This is a genomic window from Bacteroidota bacterium, assembly GCA_039821555.1.
In the GTDB taxonomy this organism is placed as follows: Bacteria; Bacteroidota; Rhodothermia; order Rhodothermales; family Rubricoccaceae; genus JBCBEX01.
The window spans coordinates 86,334-111,780 of the sequence record JBCBNX010000010.1; the positions used below are offsets into that span (position 1 = coordinate 86,334).

Consider the following 25,447-nt stretch of genomic DNA (forward strand, 5'->3'; position numbering starts at 1 on the left):
CGCGTTCGTTCTGCGCGATATTGTGCCGCCCGCGTTCGACTCATCCGCACCCCGTCCGTCCCTCGATCCTCACGCCATGCGCCTGCCTCGTGCTATCGGCTCTGCCCTGCTGCTCGCCCTGCTGGTGGCAGGGCCCGCGTGGGCGCAGGAGGAGCCGCTTGACATCTTTGGCTACTTCCAGGCGCAGTTCCTCTACGAGAACGTCGACGAGGAGCGCTTGCAGGGGGCGTCGCCGACGTTTCTGTCCGAGAACGTCATCGACCGTGACGAAGACGTCACGTCGTTCAACCTGCAGCAGCTCAACCTCTTTTTTCGCAAAGCACTCGGCTCGAAGTCCACCGCCTTCGTCGATCTAGAGTTCATCAACACCTTCTCGACGGGCGATGGCACGGGCTCGGCCGCGCTCAACGAGGCGTGGGTGAGCTACCGGATGAAGCGTGGCCTCGTGTTCAAGCTCGGCCTGCACGTCCCGCCGTTCAATCGGCTCAACGAGATCAAGAACCGCACACCGCTCCTGCCCTACGTCGTGCGGCCCCTCGTATATGAGACCTCGTTCGAGGAATTCCTAGCGCTGGAAGACTACCTGCCCAACCAGGCGTTTGCGCAGGTCAGCGGCACGCTGCCCTACCGGGACGTGCGGTTCAGCTACGCCGGCTACCTCGGCAACACGGGCAACGTCAACACGAACCCGCTCCGCGGGCAGACGGGCGTGGACACGACCACGGCGGTCCTCGTCGGAGGCCGCGTCGGTGCTCGGGTGGGGCCCATGGAACTAGGCCTCTCCGCCTCGCGCGACGTCACGAATCGGTTCGAGCCCCTCGGCGACACGCTGAGGCTGGCGCCGGGCGCCCTGCGCGACGTCCCGCGCCTCCGCTTCGGCAGCGACCTCCAGGTCCTCTTCGGCCCCTGGTCGCTCGACGCCGAGATCCTGCGCGTCAGCTTTGACGACGACCAGGAGACGATCAGCCTCCGGCGTACGTTCTACTACGCAACCCTCGGCTACGAGCCGCATCCGGCATGGCTGGGCTACGTTTCATTCTGGAGCAGCGATGAGCTGGGGCGGCTGCGCAACGAGGTGAGCAACGCCTCCTTGCGCCAAGGCTCCGACGTGGACGTGCTCACGGCTGGCCTCTCCTTCGCGCCCACGGATCGGGTGCGGCTCAAGGGCCAGTACGCCGTCGTCTGGCTGAGCGATGACGAACGGTCCTTCGGGTTGACGGACAACTCAGAGAACCTGGTCAAAGTGTTTGACCAGCGCTCGCACGTCCTCACCCTCGCCGTCTCGGTGATGTTCTAGGGGGAGGCGATGGAATCAACAGCTACGGCAATCAGACGGCGCGCGATGGGGCTGCTCTTGGCAGGGCTGCTCTTTGCAGTGGGGGCCGCAGTGGGCACGCCCGGCGCGCAGGCCCAGAGCAATGCGCGGGCCCAGAGCAATGCGCAGGCCCAGAGCAATGCGCAGGCCCAGAACGAGGCATCGGTGCAGGGGAGCCGTGCCGTGGCCGTCGTCGTGCACGTCGATGTGCCCGAGACCTCGCTCGACCGGGCAGATCTCCTCGACCTCTACCTCGGCGACGTACGCTTCTGGGACGATGGCACCCGTGTGATCCTGTTCGACCAGCGGCGAACTACTGAGGTCAAAGAGTCCTTCTACGACTACCTCGGGCGCAGCATCTCGCGGATGAAGTCGCTGTGGCTGCGCCGGCGCCTGGCCGGCGAGGGCGACCCGCCCGAAGCGCTCGCTTCGGACGCCGACGTGCTCACCCAGGTCGCAGAGACGCCCGGGGCCATCGGCTTTGTGCGCGCCGACCGCGCCCGCGATGCCGGCGATGTTCGCGTGGTGCGCCTGGTGCCCATGAAATGACGCGTCCCTGGTGAGAGGACGCCCCGCTGAGGGGAAGGCCGCCAACGTGTAACTTCGCGCGGTACTCACGCCCGCCCGCCATGCCGTTTCGCGACCTCAGCATTGCCACCAAGCAGAAGCTCGGCTTCGGCTTCATCCTGCTCTTGATGGTGGGAGCGGGGCTGTTCGCCGTCAACCGCAGCCGCGCCATCTCCGACGAGGCCGAGCAGACGGTGGCGCTCTGGCTCCCGCGCGTGGTGGCGATCTCGGACGTCAACCTGGAGGTCGGCGAGCTCCGGATCCGCCAACTCCAGCACGCTACGGCCACCGTCGACTCGGTGCGGCAGGCGCAGGCCGTGGCCATGATCGACCTCATCGACGCGATCAACCTCAACCTCGACACCTACGCGGTGCTCACCGAGACGGCGCAGGCGCGGGGGCTGAACCCCGCTACGGAGCGCGACCTCTACGCCCGCTTCGAGAGCTTCTGGGAGCAGTACCTCGACATCGCCAACCAGTTGCTCACGCTCACCGAGCTGGGCGCTGAGAGCCGCGCGACGAGCCTGCTGCGCGGCGAGGCTACGCAGGTCTATCAGGGCATGAGCGCCACCCTCGCCAACCTCGTGGAGGCGAACCGGACCCAGGCGGCCGCTGGGGCAGCGCGGGCCGAAGAGACGTTCCGCGCTACGACCGTCGTGATCATCGTGCTGCTGGCGGCCGCAGCGCTCCTGGCCGTCGGTATCGTCTCCACGCTCGTCGCCTCGATGGCTGGGCCCGTGCGCCGGCTCGCCGGGGCTGCCGACCGCATGGCAGAGGGCGACCTCGATGTCTACGTCGAACCGTCGGCCAAGGACGAGCTCGGGCGGCTCACCCACTCGTTCAACGTGATGGCCGCCTCGCTCCGCAAGGCCCAGCGGCAAACCGAAGAGCAGGCCGCCAAGCTCCAGGACAACGCGGCCATGCTCCAGCAGCAGACGGACATGCTCCAGGGCAAGAACGACGAACTCGCCTCGGCCAACGACGAGCTCGCCACCACGCTCGACCAACTCCAGGAGATGCAGCAGCAGCTCGTCATGCGCGAGAAGCTGGCGTCGCTCGGGCAACTCACGGCGGGGATCGCCCACGAGATCAAGAACCCACTCAACTTCGTGAACAACTTCGCGGCGCTCTCCATCGACCTCATGCAGGAGGTCGACGAGGTGCTCCAGGAGTCGCTCAGCAAGCCCGTGAGCGACGTGCTGCCCGACCTCGACGAGGTGCTCGCGGACCTGCGCACCAATGTGGCCAAGATCAACGAGCACGGCACCCGCGCCGACCGCATCGTGCGTGGCATGCTGCTCCACGCCCGCGGCCAGCCCGGCGACCGCCAGCGCATCGCGCTCAACGCGCTCCTCGACGAGCACGCGCGCCTCGCCTTCCACGGCATGCGCGCCCGCAGGCCTGGGTTCAACGTGGACCTCCGGACCGAGCTAGACCCTGCCGTGGGCGAGGTCAAGGTGGTGCCGCAGAGCATTGGGCAGGTGATGCTCAACCTGCTCACCAACGCGTTTCACGCTGTCAACGAGCGCCGGCTGGCCGACGACAGCGGCGACTATGCGCCCGTGGTCACGCTCCGCAGCTCCCGCGACGACAACGGCATTCGCATCTCGGTGACGGACAACGGCGCGGGCGTCAGCGAAGCCAACCAGGCCCGCATCTTCGAGCCGTTCTTCACGACCAAAGGCCCCGGCGAAGGCACCGGCCTCGGGCTCTGGTTGAGCTACGGCATCGTCACGCAGGGCCACAGCGGCACCCTCAACCTGACGAGTACGCTCGGCGAGGGGACGATCTTCACGGTGACGCTCCCCACGGACTGAGTCGGCGAGGACTACTTGTCGCGTCCGAAGAAGTAGTACAGGATCACGCCAAGGCCGGGCAGGAAGAACAGGATCGCCACCCAGAGCACCTTCGAGCCGGTGTCGCGGCTGCCGTTGATGACCTCCACGATGGCAACGATCGCCAGGATGAAGACCAGCAGGCCACAGATGCCCCACGGCCCCTGGGCGCGGTCCATGAGGTTCGGACCGCCGCAGCCCGTTAGAGCGAGCGTCGCAGCGAAAAGACCGAGGACGGCAGCGGTGCGCTGCCAGAGTGAGGAGAGCGTAGGCATAGGAGGCGAGTGGGGACTCGTGAATGGGGCTCGATGGGGCGCTAGCGCCGGGCGCCGCGGACCCGCTTCTGGCCGAAGGCGAGGTACCACACCACCCCGACGACGGGGACGCACAGCACCAGGATGAACGCCACCTTCGCTCCGACCGCGAGGTACGACTTCCACACGGCGAGGCTGGCTAGCATCGCAAGCACCGCGTTAAGCACGGCGATGAGCGTCACCAAGAGCGTCTTGACGAGGCCGACCAGCGAGGCAGCCAGGATCAGGTCGAGGGCGAGCATGGCGAGGAGGGAGGGTGAGCGATGGCACGTGGGAAAATAGTACGGAGCAGGTTCCGCGGAGGTTACGAGGCGAGCGCCCCGTCGGTATGTTGCGCAGCGTCACGGTGACCGGAGCGCCGTTTCTTTGTTCGCTTCACCCCCTCCGTTATCCCTCCTGTGCCATGTGGCGTCTGCTCTTCGTCTCTCTGCTTGTCGTGCTCACCGCCGCTGTAGGCATGCCCTCTGTCGCGGCGCAGCAGGCCGGGCAAATCACCGTCAGCGGCGAGGCGTCGCGCACCGTCCAGGCTGACCGGGCGCTGGTCTACCTCGCCTTCGAGACGGAGGGCACCACTGCCAACGAGGCACTCGACCGCCACCAAGCCATCCTCGGCGACGTCGACGCGCTCCTCGATAGCCTCGGCATCGCCGAGGAAGACGTGCGGGTCGAGAACCTGGCCGTGCGCCAGCAGCAGGGCAGTCGGCGCGGTATGAGTGCGGGCAATGGGGACGAGGAGACGTTCGTGGTCAGCCGGGCGCTCGTGGTCACGCTCGACGACCTCGACCTGGTCCAGCCCGTCACGGTGGGACTCGCCCGCGACGCCGCCGACCTCGAAGCTGCCCTCGCCGTCCGCGGCCGCAACGTCGAGGTGCGGTACACGGTCCGCGACCCGGAGGGCATCCAGGACGCGGTGCTCGCCGAGGCGATGCGGCGCGCCCAGGCCCGCGCCGAGTTGGTCGCCGCTGCAGCCGGCGTCGCGCTAGGCCCAGTGGTGAGCGTCCGCGAGCGCGGGGCTTACAACGGCGAGGGCAACGGCATGGGCTTCGAGGAGATGGCCGAGGTGTCCATGCTCGCCCAGTCCCAGATGCTCCTCGCCAACGAATCCCGCGTGACGGTCAGCGTCGTCGTGAGCTACGAGATCAGCGACGGCTGACGGGTGGACGCGCGCGCGGCGATTGCCGAAGTTAGAAGCGGCTGGGCGTCGTCCTCAGCCACGCTCCCATCCTGACCGCACGCCGCTCCGTTCTATGCACGCCTCTCCCGCCTCCTTCGAAGACGATCAGCGATTCATGCGGCTTGCCATCGAGGCGGGCATGCAGGGCGTTGCGAAAGGGCAGAGCCCGTTCGGGGCCTGCATCGTGAAGGACGGGGCCGTCGTGGCGTGCACGCACAACGTGGTGTGGCTCACCACCGACATCACTGCGCACGCCGAGGTACATTGCCTGCGCCAGGCGTGTCTCGAACTCGGCACGATCGACCTGTCGGGGTGCACGATCTACTCGACGACGGAGCCGTGCCCGATGTGCTTCTCGGCGATCCACTGGGCGCGCATCGAACGCATCGTTTTTGGGACCTCCATCGCGGATGCCGAGGTCTCGGGCTTCAACGAACTCGCCGTCTCGAACGAGACGCTGAAGGAGATCGGCCAGACCGATGTCGAGATCGTTTCGGGCTTCCTGCGCGACGAGTGCCAGGCGGTCTTCGACGCCTTCAATGCCCGCGTGGACAAGGCAACGTATTGATGATGAGGGAGATCGCGTTCGAAAAGGTTCCGTTTTTGGCTTGATAAGAGCTGTGTAGGCTGGCACCTGTCAATCGTCAATCAACCATGCCCCGCGTCGTCCTCTTCATCGCCACGAGCCTCGACGGCTTCGTCGCGGACGTGGACGGCGGCGTGGACTGGCTCTTCACGGATGCCGACTACGGCTACACCGACTTCTTCGGCACCATCGGTGCGCTCGTGATGGGGCGGGCGACCTTCGACCAGGTGCTCGGGTTCGGTCCCTGGCCCTACGGAGACATTCCCACGACCGTATTCACCCACCGCCCGCTCGACATACCCGAGGGCGTGCCTGCCGAGGTCGCCGAGGTCGCCGAGGTCGCCGAGGGCGATGTGGCTGCGTGGCTCGCCTCGCTTCGGGAGACATCGCTCCGTGGCGATGTGTGGCTCGTGGGCGGCGGCGCGCTCGTGCGTAGCTTCCGCGAGGCCGCGCTCATCGACCGCTACGTGCTCTCGGTTCACCCCGTCCTACTCGGCGACGGTATTCCTCTGTTCGACGGCACGCTCCCGGGCGCAGCCCTTCGTCTGATCGCCAGCACGTCGTTTCCGAGCGGCCTCGTTCAACTCACCTACGACCGCGCCCTGCTCCATGGCTGACGCCGACGGCTTTCTTCCGCTCGACTTCCACGCGTACTCCCCCGAGACGATGGCGGACCGGGCGCGCACCTTTTTCGAGGACCTGGACCGCCGCCGCTCGGTGCGCGACTTCTCCGATCGGCCGGTGCCGCGCGCGCTCATCGAGGATGCCATCCGTACGGCGAGCACGGCCCCGAGTGGGGCGCACATGCAGCCGTGGACGTTTGTGGCGGTGAGCAACCCCGCGACCAAGCGCCGCATCCGCGAAGCGGCCGAGCAGGAGGAATACGAGTCCTACCACGGGCGCATGTCTGACGAGTGGCTCGACGCGCTCGCGCCCATCGGGACCGACTGGCACAAGCCGTTCCTCGAAACGGTGCCCTGGATCGTGGTCCTGTTCGCGCAGAACTACGGCCTCGACGACGCGGGCGCGAAGGTAAAGCACTACTATGTCCAGGAGTCGTGCGGCATCGCGGCCGGGCTTTTCATCGCGGCGTTGCACCGGACAGGCCTCGCCACGCTCACGCATACGCCGAGCCCAATGCGCTTCCTGAGCACGCTGTTGGAGCGCCCAGCCAATGAGCGCCCCTACATCCTCTTTCCCATCGGCTATCCCGCTGACGACGCGCAGGTGCCGGCGCTCCAGCGCAAGCCGCTGGAGGACGTGTCCGTCTGGGTCGAGTAGACGCCGAACTTTACCGGGTCGAGCTTACCGGATCGGGCGGACGACGCCCGCGCGGCAGCCAATCTTGCCGCCGATCACGTTGTACTCAACGCGGTCGCCGACGTTGGGGATCGGGCCGAGGAGCGCTCGCGAGGAGAACGGGATGCGGTCGGCGTCTTCAGAGCGCTGGACGTAGCCGGTGCCTTTCTTGGCGTCGTAGGCTGTAACAATGCCGCGTGTCATGGGTGGAGCGGGCTAGGAGGGTGGGAGCGGGAGGCTAGAAAACGTACGGGTGTGGCCTGTGCAAGGACCGTGCAGCTTCCTTCAATCGGGCGTGCAGCCCGCACGAATCCGGCGAGGAGCCGCGGTGAAATCCGGTACGCATGCAGCAAGGCGCTTCGTGCGTAAGCGGTTACCTGCGCCCGATCAAGCGGTGGGCCTCCGCAGCACTGTGCTATCCACGCGCACAGTCCGTCACGCTGGCGCGATGCTTGTGTGGGCTAAAGGCGCGGCAATGGGGCGCCCCGGTTCCTACCAGACGGGCCTCGGCTTGCGGGATGTCGCTACACCTGAGACAGGAGCCACGCCGTGAGGTCGGCGAGCACCGTCTCCTTCTCCGGCTCGTTCATCGTCTCGTGGAAGAGGCCGTCGTAGAGGCGGAGGGTAGTCTGGGCACCGGGGACATTCGCCTCTACGTTGTCCACGAGCGCGCGGGAGCCGTCAGGGCTCGTGATGCGGTCGGCGCTGCCCTGGAATACGTAGAGCGGCACGCGAAACGCCGAGGCGTCTACCTGCTTCATGGCCTCGATGGTCTCGTGGCCGGTGCGGGCGCGGATGGCTCCGGTGTGCGTGAGCGGGTCCTCCTGGTAGTTGCGGATCACGCGGGGATCGCGCGAGAGCCCCTTCATGTCGAGTTTGACCGTGGGCAGCCGGGGCGCCAGGCGTGCGATGGGCGCCGCAATCTTTTGGAGGAGCGGAGCCACGTCGGTCCGCAGGCCGGGCGAGGAGAGCACAACGCCAGCGAGGCCGTCGGTACCGTGCTCGGTGACGTAGCGCGCCACCACGAGGCCGCCGAGCGAGTGGCCGAGCAGAAAGAGCGGCGGGGCCGCCTCGTCGCCGCCCACGGTGGCACGCAGCGACGGCAAGCGTTCGTGGACACGGCGGAGGTCCGTCACGAGTGCGTCGAACGTCTCGATGTAGGCACGCTCGCCCGACGACTCGCCATGACCGCGCTGGTCGTAGGCGATGACGCGGAAGCCATGCATCATCAGGTGGGCCGCGACGTGGGCGTAGCGCCCCGAGTGCTCGGCGATGCCATGCACGAGCAGCACCTCGGCGCGTACGTTGCCGAGTTCCGGCGACCAGGCGCGCGTGAACAGCGTCGTCCCGTCGTGTGTCTGAATGGAGTCGGTCGCGTGCAGCACGGTGCGTGAAGGCTGAAAGAGATGATGATGGGCCGACTCCAACCTACACCCCGAATGCCTCCGCGTACGGAGCATCCACAAACACCGACCCGCTTGCCCCGATGACTGTCTGCCAACACCGCCCAACCCGCGAGACCATCCTCGCCCTCGTCGACGACGAACTGCGTGTGCTGCAGGAGTCTGGAGAGGAGCCACACGCGATCGTAGTGGGACCGGCCGCCTACGAGCACCTCCGCAAGGCGATCGGCGCGCTCAACCAACGCGGCGCAGGCTTCTTCGAGACGTATCGCTACGTACCGATCGTGGTAGATCCGTTCCGGGCTGAGGAGCTCGTGGTGGTGCCTAAGCCCCGCGTCGTGGCGGACGGGGTTCGCCGTATGAAGCGCTGACGGCATCGGGTGTTGACGCATCGGGTGTTGATGATGATGCCAGGAGCGCCGACGCCCAACGCCGCACCCGGGGTCGCCTAAATCGACCTAGACTTGAACCGACATGGCCTGGTAGCTTTTCATACAACTTGGCTCGCGCGCCCCCAGCGTAGCTCCCCGTTCTATCACCCGCGCTCGGTCCTCTGCGCTTGCGCTTCTCCTCTGCCCCAGATTCCTCTGCTGTTGCCTCGCGGCGCGTGCTACTGCTCGCATCGGCGTGCCTGTGGGCATGCGTTGCAGGAGGTCCGGCGTGGGCACAAGTCGGTACGGCGCGAGCGGTCACACCGGACACAAGTGCGTTTGCAGGCATCCGAGCCCAGCTTGAGGTGGGCGCTGCGGGGACGGCGCTCGTAGGGATTGGCGAGCTAGTTCCGAGACTTACGGAAGCCGGTAATCCTGCGGTTGAGGCAGAGGCGCTGCTGCTGCTCGGCGCGGCACAGCGCGCCAATGCGCTGCACGAGGACGCGCTCGACACCTACGGGCGCGCGCGCGCCATCGCGGAAGGCGCGGCCGACCGTGCGCGGCAAGGGCAGGCCTACCGTGGGTTGGGCGCGAGCTTCCAAGCGCTCGATCGCTTCGAGGAGGCCGCCGTGCACTTCGGTGCCGCCGTGCCGTTTTCCGAGGACGATCCGCCCGCCCAGATTGCGCTGCTCCGGGCGCAGAGCCGGGCGTACCTCCTCGCGGGTCGGGGGCAGGAAGCGCGGATCGCGGCCGTCGAGAGCGCTGAGGCGGCACAGGCTGCGGGTCTGGTCGCTGAGCAGGCTGAGAGCCTGCGCCTGGCCGCGGCGACGTCGGCAAGCATCGGGCAGCACGACCTGGCCTATCGGACGTTGCGCCGCGCCGAGGGCCTGCAGGAAGCTGAGTTCGTGGAGCAGCTCGCCGCGCAGCGTACTGACCTCGAGCGCAGCCTCCTGGCTGCCCTAGCCACGCGCGAGGCGGAGCGGCTCCTGGGCGACGAGCGCACGCAGGACCTACTGGAGGCCGAGCAACTACGATGGCGCCGCCGGGTGGCGATGGTGACAGGGGCGCTCACCCTCGGCGCCATCGGGATGGCGCTCGTGCTCTGGAGCCTCACGGCGTGGCGCCGGTACCGGATCCGGACGGCCGTGCGCCGACGCCGACGAAAACACCGCAGGCGGCCACGCCGCCCTGCTGGCGTTCGGATTGTGCCTGAGTCTGTGGCTGTGCCCGAGTCTGTGGCTGTGCCTGAGTCTGTGGCTGTGCCCGCTGCGAAGCCGGACGTGACCGCCGATACGGCCGCTCCTCCTGGGCAGAACGCGTTCCCTGATAGAGCGCTGCCCGACGTTGTGCTCCCAGACATCGAGTCGGAAGCCGACCTAGATGGGCAGCGCGAGGCGAGCCCGGGGCCTATGTCTGGAGACGCTCTGCCCGACAACGTCCACGCAGACGAGGCTGGTGCAGGCGGCCCGGTAGGTCTGCCGTTTGTCCGACCACGTGTGGCAACGTATGCAGGCAGCGAGGCCTTGCCCACGACCGCCGCTGAGCGGCTCATGGCCGCCGCGGCGACAGCACCGGAGGGGCTGGGTGCCAAGCCGAAAGCGCCACGGTTTCCGGCTGCGGGCGACACCGAAGAGACGGGGCTCGCCCTCGCAGCCTTTCTGCTGGACCAGCAGCTTGGCGATGGCGGGCCGATCCCCGACCGCAGTCGCTTGCTGGGCCAGGCCGAGGTGCTCCGCTTGCTTCGGCACCGGGTGGTGCGCCAGGGCGTCGAGATCGACATGCAGGGCTTCCTCGGAGCACTCGGGGACTACGTGCTGCTGCGGCGAGGTAGCCTCGCCACGGGGGTCGGTGTGCGGGTAGAGGCCCCGCTCCGCGTGCCCGTGCGCTACGCCGCTCCCCTCGGCCTCATCGTCTACGAACTCGTCCTCAACGCCATCGAACATGCCTTTGTGGGTCGGCAGACCGGTACCGTCGTGCTTCGCTTGCGCCACGAGGAGGCGCACCTTCATCTCGAGGTCGAAGACGACGGCCGGGGCCTGCCTCAAGGGTTCAGCTTGGAGCGCTCAGGGGCCAGGGGGCTTCCGTTCGTGCGCGCGCTGGCCGCGTTCCTGAAGGCTGCGGTGGAGCTCCGCAGCGGCACCGGCGTTCTCTGGCGCGTCAGCGTCTACGTCGGCTACACCGAGGGTGAGCCCTCATCTGCTGCGGCGTCCGGCGACTAGCGCGGAGTGCTCCAGCGCTGCGTGACGCGGTGTCCCTGCGCCTCAAGCAGCGCCATCACGCTCTCGCCGCCGACGAGGTGGCCGGCGCCGACCACCACGAACGCATCGTCGGCGCCGTCGAGGAGAGCCTCGATCTGCGGGACCCACGCCGCGTTCCGGTCGCCGAGCAGGCGCTGTTTCACCTCGGGGAAGTTGACGAAGCCGTCGTTCATGAACGCATCGAGGGCGGCGGTGTCGCCGTGAGCCCACGCCGTCGTCATACCGTCTAGCATCGTGGCCATCGAGCCTGCCCCGTCGAGCGTGTACCGCAGGAAGCTGGTCTGGGTCGCCATCGTCATCGTGTCGAAGAGGTCGATCTGGAAGGCGACCGTCTCCAGCGCGCGGACGGCCTTCTCGTCGGCGACGGCGCGCTCGTAGAAGTGCTGGTCGATGCCGTTCGCGTAGCCGCTCGTCATCAGTTCCAGGCTCGACAGGGTGAGGCTGAGCATCCAGGGCTCCATCTTTGCCACGGCCGCCTCGGGCAGGCCGAGTGGTGCCGTGGCGGCGACGGCGCGGTCGTAGAGGCTGTCTGGCAGCACGCCCGCGAGCGTCGTGGTGTCGGCGAACATCCCGCGCTGCGCGAGTGACATCGCCTGCGCCTGCATGTCGGCGAGGTCAATCTCGAACACGACCACGTCGGCGCGGTCGTAGGCCGCCTCGATGGGGGCAGCGAGCGGGAAGAGGTCGGGCCGCGCGAAGTGGATCGAGCCGAGGAGGTAGACGGTGTTGTCGGCGTCGGAGAGCGACCACAGCATCAGGGGCACGCGCGTCGAATCCGATACGGCAGCGTCTTGGGTCGTGGCGCTCTGCGCTGCGGCCGGGAGGGTGCAGATGAGCGTGGCAAGCGCCAACAGGACAACGAGCGTGCGGGGCATGGGGCTGGACGGCAGAGCCGGAACGGATGTTGGGGACGATCGAAGCGGGCCGACCTACGCCCGGACTCCCCCGCAGTTGCACGGCACGACCGAGACGCCGCTTATGGACGCACAATCGCTACCTCGCTCCACCGCGCGCGACCACTCCGTCTCGGTGTGGGCCGCCAACCTCTACGCGCTCGCACTCATCCTACCGCTGGGTGCTGTCATGCTCGTCGCGCACAACCACGCGCACGGCATCGTCGACCTGGCGCGCGGCTTCGACGACTGGCTCGTCGGGGGGCGGTGGCTCGTCGGCCTCGGAGTCGGAGTCGTGACGCACGAGTTCCTGCACGGGCTCGCCTGGCACCTGCGCGGCGGTGTGCCCTGGTCGGCGATTCGGTTCGGGTTCAGTTGGAAGGCGCTCTCGCCCTATGCCCACTGCCAGGTCCCCATGACCGCCCAGGCCTACCGGGTGGCGGCAGCGACGCCCGGCGTCGTGCTGGGCTTGGTGCCAGCGCTGGTCGGCGCAGCGATGGGGTGGGGGATGTGGACGGCGTTCGGCTTCCTCTTCACGGTGGCGGCGGGCGGCGACGCCGTGACGCTCTGGGTGCTGCGTAACGTTCCCGGAGACTGGCTCGTAGAGGACCACCCTTCTCAGGCTGGGTGCCTCGTCTACACCCCCCCGGAGGCCGCGCCAGAAGCGTGAGCGCCTGCGCGGTCCGCTCGTCGCGCCGCATTGCCGCTCGTCGCAGCCCTTGGAACGAGGCCTGGTACTTTTGTTTGGGAGGGCGTACCGTTTCGCTCGTCACCTTCGTCTGGGTAGTTCGTTCATCCGACGAGTTCTCCAGAGCCTCCACCGTCTGTGTCTGCCCGCGTCGCCGAATCACGTACGTACCCGCCTCGCTTGGCCCCGGCCGACCGAGCGTGGGTCACCGTCGCCATCGTCGCGGCGTGGACCGTCCCGGCGGCCGTGGCACTGGGGCAGACCTACCTCCAGAGTGCCCTCGCTGGCACCGACGTCGACTGGGCGCATGCGCTCTGGACAACCGTGCCGACATGGGTGCTGTGGATGGCGCTGACGCCGCCGGTGGTGTGGCTGGCGCGGCGCGCCATGCCCGAGGGCGGGTGGGCGACGGTGGTGATCCACGCGTTGGGGCTCACGGTCGTGATGGCCCTGCACGCTGTCGGTAGCATGGCGGCGTTTCAGCTCGGCGGACTCATGGAGCGCTGGACGCTCGCGGGCTTCGAGGCGCACGTCACGCTACGCGCGGCCGTCAACGCCGTCGCCTATGCGGTGGTAGTCGGGGGGACCTGGGCGTTCGACTATGCCCGGCTCGCGCACGCCCGCGAGCGGCAGGCCGGACGGTTGGCGGCACAACTGGCCGAGGCCGAGCTGCGGGTGCTCAAGATGCAACTCAACCCACACTTCCTTTTCAACACGCTGCACTCCGTCGCCGCGACGGTGCGCAAGGGGGAAGACCGGCAGGCCGTGACCATGCTGACGCGCCTCGGCGACCTGCTCCGGCTGGCGCTCGACACCGAGGGGCGCCACACCGTACCGCTGCGCCAGGAACTCGACGTCGTCCAGCGCTACCTCGACATCGAAATGGTGCGCTTTGGGGATCGGCTCCACGTGGAGCACGACGTGAGCCTGGCCGCCGCCTCCGCTGCGGTGCCGATCTGGATCCTCCAACCGCTCGTCGAGAACGCCATCCAGCACGGCATTGCGCCCCATGCGGCCGAGGGCACGATCTCGATTCGGGCGCGGAAGGTCGGAGCTGGACGCCAGGCAAAGCTGGTCCTCGAAGTGCGCGACAGCGGGCCCGGCGCCGAGAAGGGGGCCGTCCGCGAAGGCGTGGGTCTTGGCAATGTCCGGGCGCGCCTCAACGCCCTCTACGGCGCGGACGCCGACCTCACGCTCGACGTGGGGGGAGCCGAGGAGGGCGACGGATTCAGCGTCCACCTTACCCTGCCCTTCGTCCGCGCCGAGACCCCCCGTTCCGTCGCAGAGTGGGTCAGCGAACCCGAGTAGTTTTGCCGAGGTCAACCGATGTCCACCGCGTTCCCTGCTCCGCTCCGCGTGCTCGTTGCCGACGACGAGCCCCTCGCCCGTGAGACGGTCGGGCTTCTGCTGCGCGACCGCCCCGAGGCCGAGGTGCGTTGGGAGGCTGCGACGGGCGCAGCCACGGTCCGCGCCATCCGCCAGCACCGCCCCGACCTCGTCTTCCTGGACGTGCAGATGCCCGAAGGCGACGGGTTCGCCGTCGTGGACGAGATCGGCGCGGCGCAGATGCCGGTGACCGTGTTCGTGACGGCGTTCGACCACTACGCCCTGCGCGCCTTCGAGGCCCGCGCCCTCGACTACCTCCTGAAGCCCTACGACGATGCGCGCTTCTTCGCGGCCTTCGAGCGTGCCTGCACGCGCGTGAGCGAGCGCCAGGCCGCCCAGGAGCCGTCGGTGTCGCCTGAGGTGACGCCGGACCGCATCATGGTGAAGAGCGGCGGGCAGATCGTCTTCGTGGAAGTCGCGTCCATCGACTGGGTGGAAGCTGCGGGTGACTACATGGTGCTGCACGTCGACGGGCGCCGCCACCTGATCCGTGAGACGATGGCCGCGCTGGAGCGGCAACTCGCGCCGCACGGCTTCGTGCGCATCCACCGGTCGTCGCTCGTCAACCTCGACCGGGTTGTGGCGCTGCGCCCCAGCGACCACGGCGACTACCGGGTGCGGCTGCGCGACGACACCACGCTGCGGTTGAGCCGCCGCTACTGGGACCGGCTCGAAGCTCGCCTCGGAAGGCTTCGGTGAGTGAGGGCCAGGCCGTGCTGGAGCGCAATGCCGAAGCGCAATGCTGAAGCGCAATGCCGAAGCGCAATGCCGAAGCAGGGCAGAGGGGGCTGGACAGCCGAGCTTGACGGGTGCGCGGTGCTATGGAGCAGCGACAAAGTCGTGTGGAGTTCTGAAGGTTTACAGCATCATAGTGGGAGGGATTGACATGGGGGCGAGGTAGAGCCTTACTTTCTTGCCAGCGTCACAGGACTTGGCAGAGGTCAGATCACCCCTGCACTGCCGAGCCGAAGCGCAAGCCCTCACCCAGCTTCAAAGCCCTGGCGTCGGCTGACCACCGCAAGCGCGCCGAGTCGGAAGCATATTTGCTTCCCATACCCGCACACCCCTGTTCGAGCCATCCCAATCCTCATTTTGGCTACCGCTCCTGCGCTCGTTGCGTTTGCGTCACTCAGCTCCCTGCTCTCGACTCTCGCCTCGGCTCCTGCGCTCGTCCTGCTTGCGCTCATCTTCCTGGCGGCCCTCGGCGTGGCCCTAGTGCTGACGCCCACGTTCAGAACCGCCGCGTTCCGGTTTGGCTGGGTCGATATCCCCGACGCCCGCAAGATCCACACGGTCCCCGTCCCCCGCGTCGGAGGCATCGCCATCTTCGCGGGACTGACCGCCGGGCTCGCCCTGGCCTACCTCGTCCAAGACGGCCTGCCGTTCGACATACCGCCCCGCACGTGGGCCGTATGGGGCGGCGCCCTGGTCCTCTTTGCCACCGGGCTCTACGACGACATCCACGGCCTTGGCTTCAAACGGAAGTTCGCGGTCCAGTTAGTCGTGGCCTACTTCATGGTGGCTGCCGGCTTCCACTTCCGGCTCGATGGGATCCCGTTCATTGAGAACCTGAGTGTCTACCATCAGCTCTGGATCGCGCTGCCGTTCACCCTCCTCTGGATCGTCGGCATCATCAACGCGATCAACTTGCTAGACGGCTTGGACGGTCTGGCGGGTGGAATCAGCATGGTCGCGCTGCTGGCGCTGGCCGTGGCCTTCGCATCGAACGGCGACATCGGCATGGTCGTGCTGGCGTTGGCGCTCGCGGGTGGGCTCGTCGGCTTCCTGGTCTTCAACTTCAACCCGGCCTCCATCTTCATGGGCGATAGCGGGAGCCTCGTGTTGGGTTTTCTGCTCGCGATGTACAGCATCCAGGGCACGGGGCACGCCGATCCGCTGCTGGCGCTGCTCGTCCCGGTGATCGCGCTCGGCCTACCGATCATGGACACGTCGGTGACGTTCTTCCGTCGAATTGCGCAGCACCGCTCGCCATTCATGCCCGACGGGGATCATATCCATCATCGCGTCCGGCGCAGCAGCGCGAGCCATCGCCGGGCTGTGCTCGTCCTCTACGGGGTGGGCATGGTGTTCGGGATCACGGCCGTGCTCATTGCCTCAGGCGGCATGGTGCGGGCTGCGGTGCTGCTGGTCGGGCTCGTGGCGTTCGTGTACGCCCTGCTTCGGTTCCTGGGCTACGTGCGCCTCTCGAAGACGATGCGTCGCCTCTACGTCCGACGGCTGCTCCGCCAGCGTGCCGCCGAGCGCGTCGAGCCGACCTCGCCTCGTGTCGCCCAGCGGCACGTGCGGCGCGAGCGCCCGACGGAGGCCCTCGCCGAGGCGAGCTAGGCGACGATGCGGCAGACGACGACGCGGCAGACGACGACGGCACAGGCAGCCAGCGGCGTACAGAACACCAGCGGGGCGCAGGCGGCCACCCCGGCACCTGCCTACCAGCCGCCGTGGTGGTTGCGCAGCGGGCACGCTCAGACCGTCTTCGCCTCGCTCGGCCGCGGCGTGCCGCCGGTGCCCTACCGCCGCGAACGCCTCGACACGGACGACGGGGACTTCCTCGACCTCGACTGGCTCGCGCACGAGCCTTCGGGTTCGCCCCGCCCGCTCGCCGTGGTGGCCCATGGCCTCGAAGGCAACACCCACCGGCCCTACATGGTCGGCATGGCGCGCACCCTCCACGAGGCCGGATTCGACGTGCTCGCGTGGAACTTTCGGGGCTGCAGCGAGGAGCCGAACCGCCTGCTCCGGAGCTACCACAGCGGCGCGACGGACGACCTTCGGCGCGTCCTCCAGCACGCCGAGCGCTCCGCCTATACCACCTTCGCGCTGGTCGGCTTCAGCCTCGGCGGCAACCTCACGCTGAAGTACCTCGCCGAGGAAGCAGGGACAGCTCCCGGACGCATCGCGGCCGCCGTGGCGATCTCCGTGCCCGTGGACCTCGCGGCGGGGGCGGCGCATCTCGCCCGTTGGGACAATCAGGGCTACATGCTCTATTTCATGCGCAAGCTGCGGCGCAAGGTCTACGAGAAGGCCCAGCGCTATCCAGCGCTCTCAACCAAAGGCCTCGACCGCATGCGTACGTTCCAGGCCTTCGATGACGCCTACACGGCCCCGATCCACGGCTTCCGCGATGCAGATGACTACTGGGCGCGGTGCTCCGCTAAGCCGCACCTGCACCGCATCGCGGTGCCCACGCTGCTGCTCAACGCCGCCGACGATCCGTTCCTGCCGCCCGCGTGCTACCCGCACGCCGAGGCAGAAGCCAACTCGAAGGTGACCCTAGAGGTCTCAGCCTACGGCGGCCACGTCGGCTTTGTGACGCGCGAGGGCGCCTACTGGTCGGAGCGCCGTGCCGCTGCGTTCTTTGCCGAGCACGTCACGGTGGAATCCACAGCCGACGGCGGCTGAGCAAGTGGCCGGTGCGTTCCCCGAGTTGACGCTGCCAGCCGCCGCGCTGCAAACCCGCGAACGGGACGGTGGCCGCGACGTGCTCGACCCCGTGCGGCGGCGCTGGGTGCGGCTCACCCCGGAGGAATGGGTGCGACAACACCTCGTCGCCTACCTCATCGGGGCGCTCGCATACCCGCCCGGCCTCCTCGCCATCGAGCGGGAGGTGCGGTATCTCCAGGCCGCACATCGGGCGGACGTCCTCGCCGTCGGGCGCGACCACCAGCCGCTGCTCCTCGCCGAGTGCAAGGCCGCGTCGGTCCCGATCAACCAGGGCGTCTTCGACCAGGCAGCGCGGTACAACTCCGTCGTGCAGGCGCCCTACCTTGTCGTGACGAACGGACTGGATCACTACTGCTGCCGCGTCGAGGTTGAGACGCAGCACTACACGTTCCTCGATGCCATCCCCGCCTTCGATGAGGCCACACGGTAGGGTGGTCGATCAACTCACGGGGCTGCTGCGCACTTCAGGCGCGGCGTAGGTAGCCAAGAACGCCGCAAGCAGCGCATCCACCTCTGGGGTGTCCCGGACGCCGCCGACGACGGCTTCAAAGCGCGCGCCGTCCTGCATCTCGGGATAGTAGGCGCGGTAGGTGACGAGACGGTCGCGCTCGGCGGCGGCGTTGAGTTCGCTGTGGAACTGCGTGCCGTAGATCGGAAGCCCGGCCATCCGAAACGCCTGATGCGGCGCGCGGTCGTTGGTGGCTAGCTCGATGGCATCAGCCGGGAGCGTCTCGACCCAGTCCTGGTGGCCCATCTGAGCCTCGAACGTGGGCGGAAGCTGACCGAAGAGCGCATCGGTCTGTCCGGCCTGCGTCAGGTGCACGCGGTGGGTCCCCATCTCAGATCGGTGGGGCGCGTTGACCACACGGCCCCCGAAGGCCCGCGCGATGAACTGATGGCCCCAGCACGAGCCGAACAGCGGAAGCGCACGATCGGCGCAAGCATGGACGAGCGCGAGCAGGGCTGCCGTCCAGTCAAACGTCTGCGTCACCGAGTAGGCCCCCGCGCCGCCAATCATGACGGCCTCGACCCCGTCCAGCAGCGATGTCGGGAGCGGGTCGCGGAGCACGTTCGTGACGACGAGCTGCTCGGGCTCCAGGCCGCAGCGGATCCGGAAGCTCTCCTGCTCCTCGGCTAGGATGGCCGGCCGCTCTCGAATCTGAAGCAGGCGGACGCGAGGGCGGGCAGCAGACATGGGGCGACGAGCGGAGGTGAGATGAGAGCGAAGCCCTCAAACCAGCAAGTCACCAAAGTGCTCCCGCAGCAGACGGTAGACCCGGCGCAGCGGCAAGCCCACCACGTTGTAGAAGTCGCCCTCGATGCGCTCGACGAACAGCGGGCCGTGGTCGTCCTGAATGCCATAGGCCCCGGCTTTGTCGAGCGGGGAGCCAGTGGCGACGTAGGCGTCGATCTCCGCGTCGCTGAGCGTGCCGAACGTGACCTGCGTGGCCTCGGCGGTGTGGACCGTGCGCTGGCTGGCGAGGTGGTGCAGCGCGACGCCCGTATAGACCGTGTGCGTAGCGCCCGAGAGGTCCCGGAGCATCCGCTTGGCGTCGTCTGCGTCTGTCGGCTTTTCGAGCACGCGGCCGTCTAGGACGACGGTGGTGTCGGCAGCCAGGATGAGCGCCTCGGGGTGCGCCGGGGCAACGAGTTGGGCCTTCTCCAGCGCGAGGCGCGCTACGGCGTCTCCGGGCGGGACGTCGGTGGGGAAGTCTTCGGGGTGACCGGAGACGTGAACCTCGAAGGGGAGGCCCAGGGAGCGGAGGAGTCGGCGTCGGCGGGGGGAGCCGGAGGCGAGGACGAGGGGGACGGAGAGGCGTACCACGGGTTGTCTTCAGGCGGGGGGGAAGCGGCGGCCTGCGTGACGGAGGGAGCAGACGGCGTGTTCCCCTCGAAGCCACCGTCGCCCAAGAACGGCGAGGGAGCCGCGAGGCGCTCCTGAAAGCTATTCACCGGAGGCATCGGCGGAGCCTGCACAGACGGCTCCTCGATGGCGGCGTACGGAGCGTGCGAAAGCGCTCCGAACGAAGGGAGCGCGTTGAGATCCTCCTGATCGAGGACGAGGTCGTCGTAGGCCGTGGACTCCTCCGGCCAGGCGAGGCCGCCCTTGCGCGACGAGACGAACTCGTTGTCGTCGGCTGGAGGATGCACAGGGTCTGCCTTATTCGGTCGGTGGGGGCGGAGGGTCCGCGCTGCATAGGCGATCGACACGAGGACGAGCAGGAGCCACGAGCCGCTGAGGACCACGTTGCCGTATCGGACATAGGCGGCCTCGGAGGCCGACAGCAGCACGCGATAGGCGCCAATGGGCTGCTCCGTCGCGTCGTACTTCTGGCTCGCGCCGCTCGGCTCCACCACGCCCGTCGCGCCGTTCACTGTGGAAACGACTACGGGGCGCCGGGTCTCGACGGCACGAAGCTGCGCTAGGGCGAAGTGCATATCGGACGCGGTCTGGGTCCCCCACCAATCGTCCTGGGAGAGCACCATGAGCACGTCGGCGCCCTGCCGGACGAGGCTGCGCGCCTCCTGGGAGAACAGCGCCTCGAAGCCGATGAGCGTGCCTAGGCGGCCCTTGGGCAGTCTCAGTGGCTGCTTGTCGGAGGCTGCCGCGAAGGGTTGCTCGGCCTGCGCGATGCGCCAGTGGGGTTGTGTCTGAGGGACCTCGGTCGGGGGCTCCACGAAGCGGGCTCCGTCGAAGGCCCGGTGGATACGGGTTTGGTCGCTGCGCTGAAGCGCTCCCTCGGCGTCAAAGAGCAACGCCGAGTTGAACCGCTGGGTGGCTGCGGCAGGCGTAGTGCCGTCGGGGAGCGTGGCGGCTCCGGCAAGCAGCGTGACCTGTTGCGTCTGGGCCCAGGCGTTGACCCGTCGGTAGAGCCGCTCCGTGCGGCTCACGTCCGCGTAGACAGGAAGGGCCAGCTCCGGCCACACGACCACATCGATGGTGTGCGGCCGCGAAGGGTAGGGAGCGCTAAACCCAGCCTCGGCGCTCGCAACAGGCGCGCCCCCGTGCTTCAGGAGCGAGGTGGAGAGGCTGGCGAGGTGGTCGATGCGCGCCGCAGGGTCGGAGTGGAGCCACTGCTGCGGCGGGAGGGACGGCTGCACTAGCCCGATGCGTAGGCCGCGCACGTCGGGTGAGATGCGTTCGAGCCGGTAGGTGCCGTAGAGAAACGGCAACATGAAAGCAATGGCGAGGACGAGTAGCGCCACCGTACGGTTCGTAAAGACGGGCCAGACGTAGCTCTCCGTCACGACGACCCACGCGCCCAGCCCGCCCACGATCCAGAGCCATGCGGATAAGGCGGACACCCCGCTCAGGTCAGCCGCCTGCAGCAAGGTCAGCGACGCGAGTTGCGTATGCCCGACTTGTGCCCAGGGAAGCGGGATTGCCCAGCCTCCGATCACGTGCTCCATGACCAGGGCGGAAGCGGCGAGGGCCGCGAAGCCAAGCACCGGACCGACGCGCTGGCGAACGACCCAGCCCAACATAAAGGGGAGCCCCATCAGCGAGGGTAGGACGAGGAGTAACACCCCGGCACTCATCGCTTGAGCCGGCTCTTCATGCAGCAGCGACCAGTAGCCGCCGACCACCGACATCGCGAGGAACGCTGCGTAGGCATCGCCAAAGGACAACCACGGTGACGGGCTGTGGAGCCAGCGGACGACGAGCGGCACGAGGGCAAGCCAGGCGAGCGGATACAGCCCTGCTGGCGGGAGGCTGAGCCCCATAAGGACACCCGACAGCAACATCCACACCGGAGCGCGGAAGGGGTGCGATGAGCCAGAAGCAGCCTGGACAGGGGGGGGCATAAAGACGGGACGTGCGGGTAGGGAACGCACAGCGGAACGATCACGCCTGGTATCGGCGGAATGGGGCGCGGCTATAGCCAGCACGTATGGACCCCTTGAAGCCAGGGAAAACCGTTCCAGAAGCGCCCAGCGACCCGCGTGGGCGCGCAACTCACGTACCCGGCAGGCGGTTGGGCGCAGGGCAGGCCCGTCGGCGAGGCGGCCTGCTCATCGTTGCGTGAAGCCTGCTGCGACTCCCGGGATCGCCAAGCGGGACCGCGCGGCCCCGTGTATTTTGTCGCCCTCTCCACTCGGCCCTTCACCCCACGCTGCCGTCGCGCTGCTGCCATGCCGATTCTCACCGCCGTCAATCACAAAGGCGGCACGGGCAAGACCACGTCCGTCCTCCACATCGCTGCCGCCTACGGCCTCTCCGGGATGCGCGTGCTGCTGGTGGACCTCGACCCGCAGGGCTTCCTCACGAAGACGCTCGGCATCAGCCGCCCCATGCCCGCCGACTCGTCGCTGGCGCTCTTCGACGCGGCGGTGACGCTCCGGGCGCTCGGCGGCATCCAGCGGCTCAAGAACTTCGACCTGCTCCCGGCGGCCACCGGGATGACGCGCGCCCAACGTGGGCTTAACAAGCCCACCGACGTTTTCTGGATCAAGGAGGCACTCCAGCACGGCCATCCCTACGACCTCATCATCTTCGACACCGCGGCGGCGGTGAGCGTCTTCAGCATGAACGCGCTCGTGACGTCGGACTATGCGCTCATCCCCGTCACGCCGGAGTACCAGCCTGTCGTGGGGGCGGAGCAGACCTTCCGCACGGTGCAGACGGTGCGCCAGAAGCTCAACCCGACGCTCGGCGACCCGTTCTTCCTGCTCACACAGGTCGACGCCCGCAAGCGCGACCACGCGGCCTACACCCACTACCTCCGCGAGCGCTACGGCGACCGCATCCTCGCCAACGTCATCCGCACCTCCGCCCAACTCGCCGAGTTCGCCGAGGGCGGCGCCACCATCTTCGACCGGGACATTACCTCGCGGGGCGCGCTCGACTATGCCAACGCCTCCGACGAACTCGGGCAGTACCTCTTCGGTGAGGCGAACGTCACGTCGCCTGAGCCGGTCGCGCCCCCAGCGCCGCCCGAGCCCAGCGCCCCGGACGACGAGACGCCCGCGCCTGGCGATGCCGACCTCGACGCGGCCCGCGCACAGTGGACATAAGTGAAGTGCGAGGTTCGAAGTGAGGCGATGGACGTTCAGCGTGCCGCGTGAACTCAAACCGGCATCGTAACCTACGGCGCTCTCAAACTCCTCCGCTGCACTTCACACTTCCCGCCGATGCGCCCTCTTCTCCTCGCTTTGCTCACCGGTGCTGTGGTCGTGGCGTTGCTCGGAGCCTTCGGGACGATCCCGCGGGTAGGCGCGTGGCTCGATCCGCTCGACGGGCTCTACCGCACCGCGCGTGCTGCCGCGACGCCGGACGAGGCCACGCTCGATCTGCCAGGCCTTGAGGGTCCTGTGACCGTCGTGCGCGATGCGCGCGGCGTGCCGCACATCTTCGCCGAGCACGACCTCGACGCCGTGCAGGCCCTTGGCTATGTGGTCGCGCAAGACCGCCTCTTCCAGCTCAATCTCACGCCGCGGATGCCGGCGGGGCGGCTCGCGGAGGCCTTCGGGCCTGACCTCGTGGAGACGGACCGCTTCCTCCGGCGCACCGGGATGGAACTCGGGGCGCGGCGCAACCTGGAGCGCATCGAGCAGGAGGGCGGCCTCGAACTGGCGTTGCTCGAAGCGTTCGCCGTTGGTGTGAATGCCTACACCGACGCCCTTGACCCCCGCGACCTGCCGCTTGAGTTTCGCCTGTTGGACCTCGCCCCTGAGCGCTGGACGCCGCTCCACACGCTCCGCGTGCTCCAGGCGATGAGCTATGACCTTTCGTGGTGGACCGACAAGGCAGGCTACACCCAACTCCGCGACGAACTCGGTACGGAGGAGTACGAGCGGCTCTTCCCGTCGCTCGCGCCGCTCTACGCACCCGTGGTGCCCGGAACCGGCGCGCTCCGGCCTGCTGACCTCCAGCGAGGCACGGTGCCGCCCGACAGCCTCGTCCCTGACTCGCTCTTCCTGCTGCCAGACACGCCCAGCGCTCCCCTGCAGCCTGCCGACACGACGAGCGCGTCCGATGGGTTTGCCTGGGCCGACATCGTGGCGCGCTTTCCGGACGGCATCCTGGGTCGCGGCGCAGAGGTCCCGGGCAAAGGATCGAACTCGTGGGCGGTCAACGGGACGAGGTCGGCCACGGGGCGGCCCGTACTCGCCAACGACATGCACCTCGCGCTGACGCTGCCCGCCATCTGGTACGAGTGCCGTCTCGTCACCCCGTCGATGGATGTCTACGGGGTCACCATCCCCGGCGCACCGCTGCCCGTGGCGGGCTTCACCGACGCCGTCGCCTGGGGCTTCACCAACACCGGCAGCGATCAAGTCGACCACTACCGCCTCACCCTCTCCGACGACGGCACGCAGTACCGCTACGACGGCCGCTGGCTCGACATCGACCTCGTCCCGGACACGATCCACGTGAAGGGGGGCGATCCCATTCCGACCACGCTGGGCGTCACGCATTGGGGGCCGATCCTCGAACAGGTGCCCGAGCCCGTCGCCGTGCAGTGGACGGCGCACCGGCCCGCCCGCACGATGCAGGCGCTCTGGGACATGATCCACGCCGATGGGATGGACGCCTTCCAGGAGGCGCTGCGCTCCTGGGACACGCCGATGCAAAACGTCACGGTCGCCAGCGCCGATGGAAGCATCGCCATCCGTTCTACCGGCGCCTATCCGATCCGACGCGGCGGCTCCGGTGCAGGCCTCCTTGATGGCGCGAGCACCGACGGCGACTGGGTCGCGATGGTCCCCTTCGAGGCGCTCCCGACCGTCATCGACCCCGAGAGCGGCTACGTCTTCTCGGCCAACCAGCCGCCCACGGGCGAGGCCGACACGACCTACCTCGGCCACGACTGGCGCGAGGGCTTCCGCGCCCTCCGCATCGAGCAACTCCTCGACGGACAACTCTCGCACACGCCGAATCAGGTGGCGAGCTACCACGGGGACGTGCGTGCCGTGCAGCACGGGCTCTACGTCCCGCTCCTCGACACGCTCTCGGGGCTGAGCGCCGAGGCCGCAGCGGCCCGCGACGCCATCGTCCGCTGGGACGGCGTGGCCGACCTCGACGCGGAGGGCGCGCTGCCGCTCGCGCTCTTCCTGCGCCAGCTCGATGCGCTTGGCTGGGACGAGTTCGACGGCCGCGAGCTACGTCCGGGCGACCTGACGCTCTACCGACGGCTCATCGAGGACCCCGGTGCGCGTTGGTGGGACATCCAGTTCACGCTGGGCTTGGAGAACCGCGATGACCTCCTCAGGGCGGCGCTCGAAGCGGCCGCGCGCGTCCTGTCGAACCGCTACGGTCCCGAGCCGGCTGACTGGACCTGGGGCGAGCATCATGCCGTCGAGTTCCAGCACCTCACGCAGTCGGAGGCGCTGCGGCCGCTGTGGCGCGGGCCCTACCCACACCCGGGCTTCTCGCGCTCGGTGGCGCCGGGCACGGGCAGTCTGCGCGGCGGCTGGACCTCGTTCACGACCACCCACGCCGCGTCGTGGCGCATGGTCGTCGAGTTTACGGCGTCGGGCCCCGTCGGGCGCGGCGTCTATCCCGGCGGCCAGTCCGGCAACCCGCTGAGCACGCACTACGACGACGCCATCGACGTGTGGCGCTCGTTTGACTACTTCGACCTCCAGCGGCCCGTCTCGCCCGACGCCGTGCCCGAGGGCCGACGCCTTACGCTCACGCCAGCAGCGGGGGCTGTCGATGAGCCAGCGCCCACGCAAGACAGCACCGACTCGGGGGACACACCACCGTCCGACGCGGCGGCGGACGGCTCTACGGCCGTAGACACTGTGTCAGGCGACACTGTGTCAGGCAACACTGTGTCAGGCAACACTGTGTCAGGCGACACAGTGCGAACCGACACAGTGCGAACCGACACAGTGCGAACCGACACAGTGCGAACCGACACAGTGCGAACCGACACAGTGCGAACCGAC

The 25,447-nt window shown here is 68.3% G+C and carries 25 protein-coding genes; 17 read left to right on the forward strand and 8 right to left on the reverse strand.

Annotated elements, in window-relative coordinates:
• The first annotated feature begins 76 nt into the window (after positions 1–76).
• The 3 genes from AAFU51_12320 to AAFU51_12330 all read left to right on the forward strand — a co-directional run bounded on the left by AAFU51_12320 (position 77) and on the right by AAFU51_12330 (position 3,699).
• On the forward strand, positions 77–1,297 hold the full coding sequence (locus AAFU51_12320; GenBank protein MEO1572045.1) for a hypothetical protein: 1,221 nt from the start codon (positions 77–79) through the stop codon (positions 1,295–1,297).
• 9 nt (positions 1,298–1,306) lie between these two features.
• On the forward strand, positions 1,307–1,864 hold the full coding sequence (locus AAFU51_12325) for a hypothetical protein (GenBank protein ID MEO1572046.1): 558 nt from the start codon (positions 1,307–1,309) through the stop codon (positions 1,862–1,864).
• A gap of 80 nt (positions 1,865–1,944) precedes the next feature.
• On the forward strand, positions 1,945–3,699 hold the full coding sequence (locus AAFU51_12330) for an ATP-binding protein (GenBank protein MEO1572047.1): 1,755 nt from the start codon (positions 1,945–1,947) through the stop codon (positions 3,697–3,699).
• Between the two features lie 11 nt (positions 3,700–3,710).
• Here AAFU51_12330 and AAFU51_12335 read toward each other — a convergent pair whose 3' ends face one another.
• Together AAFU51_12335 and AAFU51_12340 are read right to left on the reverse strand one after the other, a co-directional pair.
• Positions 3,711–3,992 (reverse strand): PLD nuclease N-terminal domain-containing protein, encoded by a 282-nt coding sequence (locus tag AAFU51_12335; protein MEO1572048.1) that lies wholly within the window; start codon positions 3,990–3,992, stop codon positions 3,711–3,713.
• Positions 3,993–4,033: 41 nt separating this feature from the next.
• On the reverse strand, positions 4,034–4,273 hold the full coding sequence (locus AAFU51_12340; protein MEO1572049.1) for a hypothetical protein: 240 nt from the start codon (positions 4,271–4,273) through the stop codon (positions 4,034–4,036).
• Between the two features lie 161 nt (positions 4,274–4,434).
• Here AAFU51_12340 and AAFU51_12345 point away from each other — a divergent pair, with 161 nt between their 5' ends.
• The 4 genes from AAFU51_12345 to AAFU51_12360 all read left to right on the forward strand — a co-directional run bounded on the left by AAFU51_12345 (position 4,435) and on the right by AAFU51_12360 (position 7,072).
• Positions 4,435–5,184, forward strand: coding sequence for an SIMPL domain-containing protein (locus AAFU51_12345; protein MEO1572050.1), 750 nt, complete (start codon positions 4,435–4,437; stop codon positions 5,182–5,184).
• Between the two features lie 94 nt (positions 5,185–5,278).
• Complete coding sequence (locus AAFU51_12350) at positions 5,279–5,773, forward strand: nucleoside deaminase (protein ID MEO1572051.1); 495 nt, start codon at positions 5,279–5,281, stop codon at positions 5,771–5,773.
• 86 nt (positions 5,774–5,859) lie between these two features.
• On the forward strand, positions 5,860–6,408 hold the full coding sequence (locus AAFU51_12355; protein ID MEO1572052.1) for a dihydrofolate reductase family protein: 549 nt from the start codon (positions 5,860–5,862) through the stop codon (positions 6,406–6,408).
• On the forward strand, positions 6,401–7,072 hold the full coding sequence (locus AAFU51_12360; GenBank protein ID MEO1572053.1) for a nitroreductase family protein: 672 nt from the start codon (positions 6,401–6,403) through the stop codon (positions 7,070–7,072). The genes AAFU51_12355 and AAFU51_12360 overlap by 8 nt, the downstream gene beginning before the upstream one ends.
• Before the next feature lie 24 nt (positions 7,073–7,096).
• Here the strand turns inward: AAFU51_12360 and AAFU51_12365 are convergent, their stop codons facing one another.
• Both AAFU51_12365 and AAFU51_12370 read right to left on the reverse strand, forming a co-directional pair.
• Positions 7,097–7,294 (reverse strand): hypothetical protein, encoded by a 198-nt coding sequence (locus AAFU51_12365; protein ID MEO1572054.1) that lies wholly within the window; start codon positions 7,292–7,294, stop codon positions 7,097–7,099.
• A 320-nt stretch (positions 7,295–7,614) separates the two neighbouring features.
• Entirely contained in the window at positions 7,615–8,475 is an 861-nt protein-coding gene (locus tag AAFU51_12370; protein MEO1572055.1) for a lysophospholipase, read from the reverse strand.
• A gap of 101 nt (positions 8,476–8,576) precedes the next feature.
• Here AAFU51_12370 and AAFU51_12375 point away from each other — a divergent pair, with 101 nt between their 5' ends.
• Positions 8,577–8,864, forward strand: coding sequence for a family 4C encapsulin nanocompartment shell protein (locus AAFU51_12375; protein ID MEO1572056.1), 288 nt, complete (start codon positions 8,577–8,579; stop codon positions 8,862–8,864).
• Positions 8,865–9,052: 188 nt separating this feature from the next.
• Positions 9,053–11,083, forward strand: coding sequence for an ATP-binding protein (locus tag AAFU51_12380; protein MEO1572057.1), 2,031 nt, complete (start codon positions 9,053–9,055; stop codon positions 11,081–11,083).
• Here AAFU51_12380 and AAFU51_12385 read toward each other — a convergent pair.
• The gene (locus AAFU51_12385; protein ID MEO1572058.1) at positions 11,080–11,997 is read right to left on the reverse strand and encodes a TraB/GumN family protein; all 918 of its coding nucleotides are present in this window, start codon (positions 11,995–11,997) and stop codon (positions 11,080–11,082) included. The two genes, AAFU51_12380 and AAFU51_12385, sit on opposite strands and share 4 nt — an antisense overlap.
• 103 nt (positions 11,998–12,100) lie before the next feature.
• Here AAFU51_12385 and AAFU51_12390 point away from each other — a divergent pair, with 103 nt between their 5' ends.
• From AAFU51_12390 to AAFU51_12415, 6 genes are all read left to right on the forward strand, one after another.
• The gene (locus AAFU51_12390) at positions 12,101–12,685 is read left to right on the forward strand and encodes a DUF3267 domain-containing protein (GenBank protein MEO1572059.1); all 585 of its coding nucleotides are present in this window, start codon (positions 12,101–12,103) and stop codon (positions 12,683–12,685) included.
• Between the two features lie 156 nt (positions 12,686–12,841).
• The gene (locus AAFU51_12395; GenBank protein MEO1572060.1) at positions 12,842–14,011 is read left to right on the forward strand and encodes a histidine kinase; all 1,170 of its coding nucleotides are present in this window, start codon (positions 12,842–12,844) and stop codon (positions 14,009–14,011) included.
• 18 nt (positions 14,012–14,029) lie between these two features.
• The gene (locus AAFU51_12400; protein ID MEO1572061.1) at positions 14,030–14,788 is read left to right on the forward strand and encodes a LytTR family DNA-binding domain-containing protein; all 759 of its coding nucleotides are present in this window, start codon (positions 14,030–14,032) and stop codon (positions 14,786–14,788) included.
• A 393-nt stretch (positions 14,789–15,181) separates the two neighbouring features.
• The gene (locus AAFU51_12405) at positions 15,182–16,435 is read left to right on the forward strand and encodes an MraY family glycosyltransferase (protein MEO1572062.1); all 1,254 of its coding nucleotides are present in this window, start codon (positions 15,182–15,184) and stop codon (positions 16,433–16,435) included.
• Positions 16,436–16,441: 6 nt separating this feature from the next.
• On the forward strand, positions 16,442–17,509 hold the full coding sequence (locus tag AAFU51_12410; GenBank protein ID MEO1572063.1) for an alpha/beta fold hydrolase: 1,068 nt from the start codon (positions 16,442–16,444) through the stop codon (positions 17,507–17,509).
• Positions 17,451–17,981 carry a type I restriction enzyme HsdR N-terminal domain-containing protein gene (locus AAFU51_12415; GenBank protein MEO1572064.1) on the forward strand — a complete coding sequence of 177 codons (531 nt, stop codon included), beginning with the start codon at positions 17,451–17,453 and terminating at the stop codon, positions 17,979–17,981. The genes AAFU51_12410 and AAFU51_12415 overlap by 59 nt, the downstream gene beginning before the upstream one ends.
• A gap of 9 nt (positions 17,982–17,990) precedes the next feature.
• Here AAFU51_12415 and AAFU51_12420 read toward each other — a convergent pair whose 3' ends face one another.
• From AAFU51_12420 to lnt, 3 genes are read right to left on the reverse strand one after another with little or no spacing between them, the layout of a single operon-like run.
• Positions 17,991–18,746, reverse strand: coding sequence for a type 1 glutamine amidotransferase (locus AAFU51_12420; protein MEO1572065.1), 756 nt, complete (start codon positions 18,744–18,746; stop codon positions 17,991–17,993).
• Positions 18,747–18,782: 36 nt separating this feature from the next.
• On the reverse strand, positions 18,783–19,307 hold the full coding sequence (locus AAFU51_12425) for a Maf family protein (protein ID MEO1572066.1): 525 nt from the start codon (positions 19,305–19,307) through the stop codon (positions 18,783–18,785).
• Positions 19,229–21,358 (reverse strand): apolipoprotein N-acyltransferase, encoded by a 2,130-nt coding sequence (lnt, locus tag AAFU51_12430; protein MEO1572067.1) that lies wholly within the window; start codon positions 21,356–21,358, stop codon positions 19,229–19,231. The genes AAFU51_12425 and lnt overlap by 79 nt, the downstream gene beginning before the upstream one ends.
• 327 nt (positions 21,359–21,685) lie before the next feature.
• Here lnt and AAFU51_12435 point away from each other — a divergent pair, with 327 nt between their 5' ends.
• Together AAFU51_12435 and AAFU51_12440 are read left to right on the forward strand one after the other, a co-directional pair.
• Positions 21,686–22,567 (forward strand): ParA family protein, encoded by an 882-nt coding sequence (locus tag AAFU51_12435; GenBank protein MEO1572068.1) that lies wholly within the window; start codon positions 21,686–21,688, stop codon positions 22,565–22,567.
• Positions 22,568–22,684: 117 nt separating this feature from the next.
• On the forward strand, positions 22,685–25,447 hold a 2,763-nt coding region (locus AAFU51_12440), incomplete at its 3' end, for a penicillin acylase family protein (GenBank protein MEO1572069.1).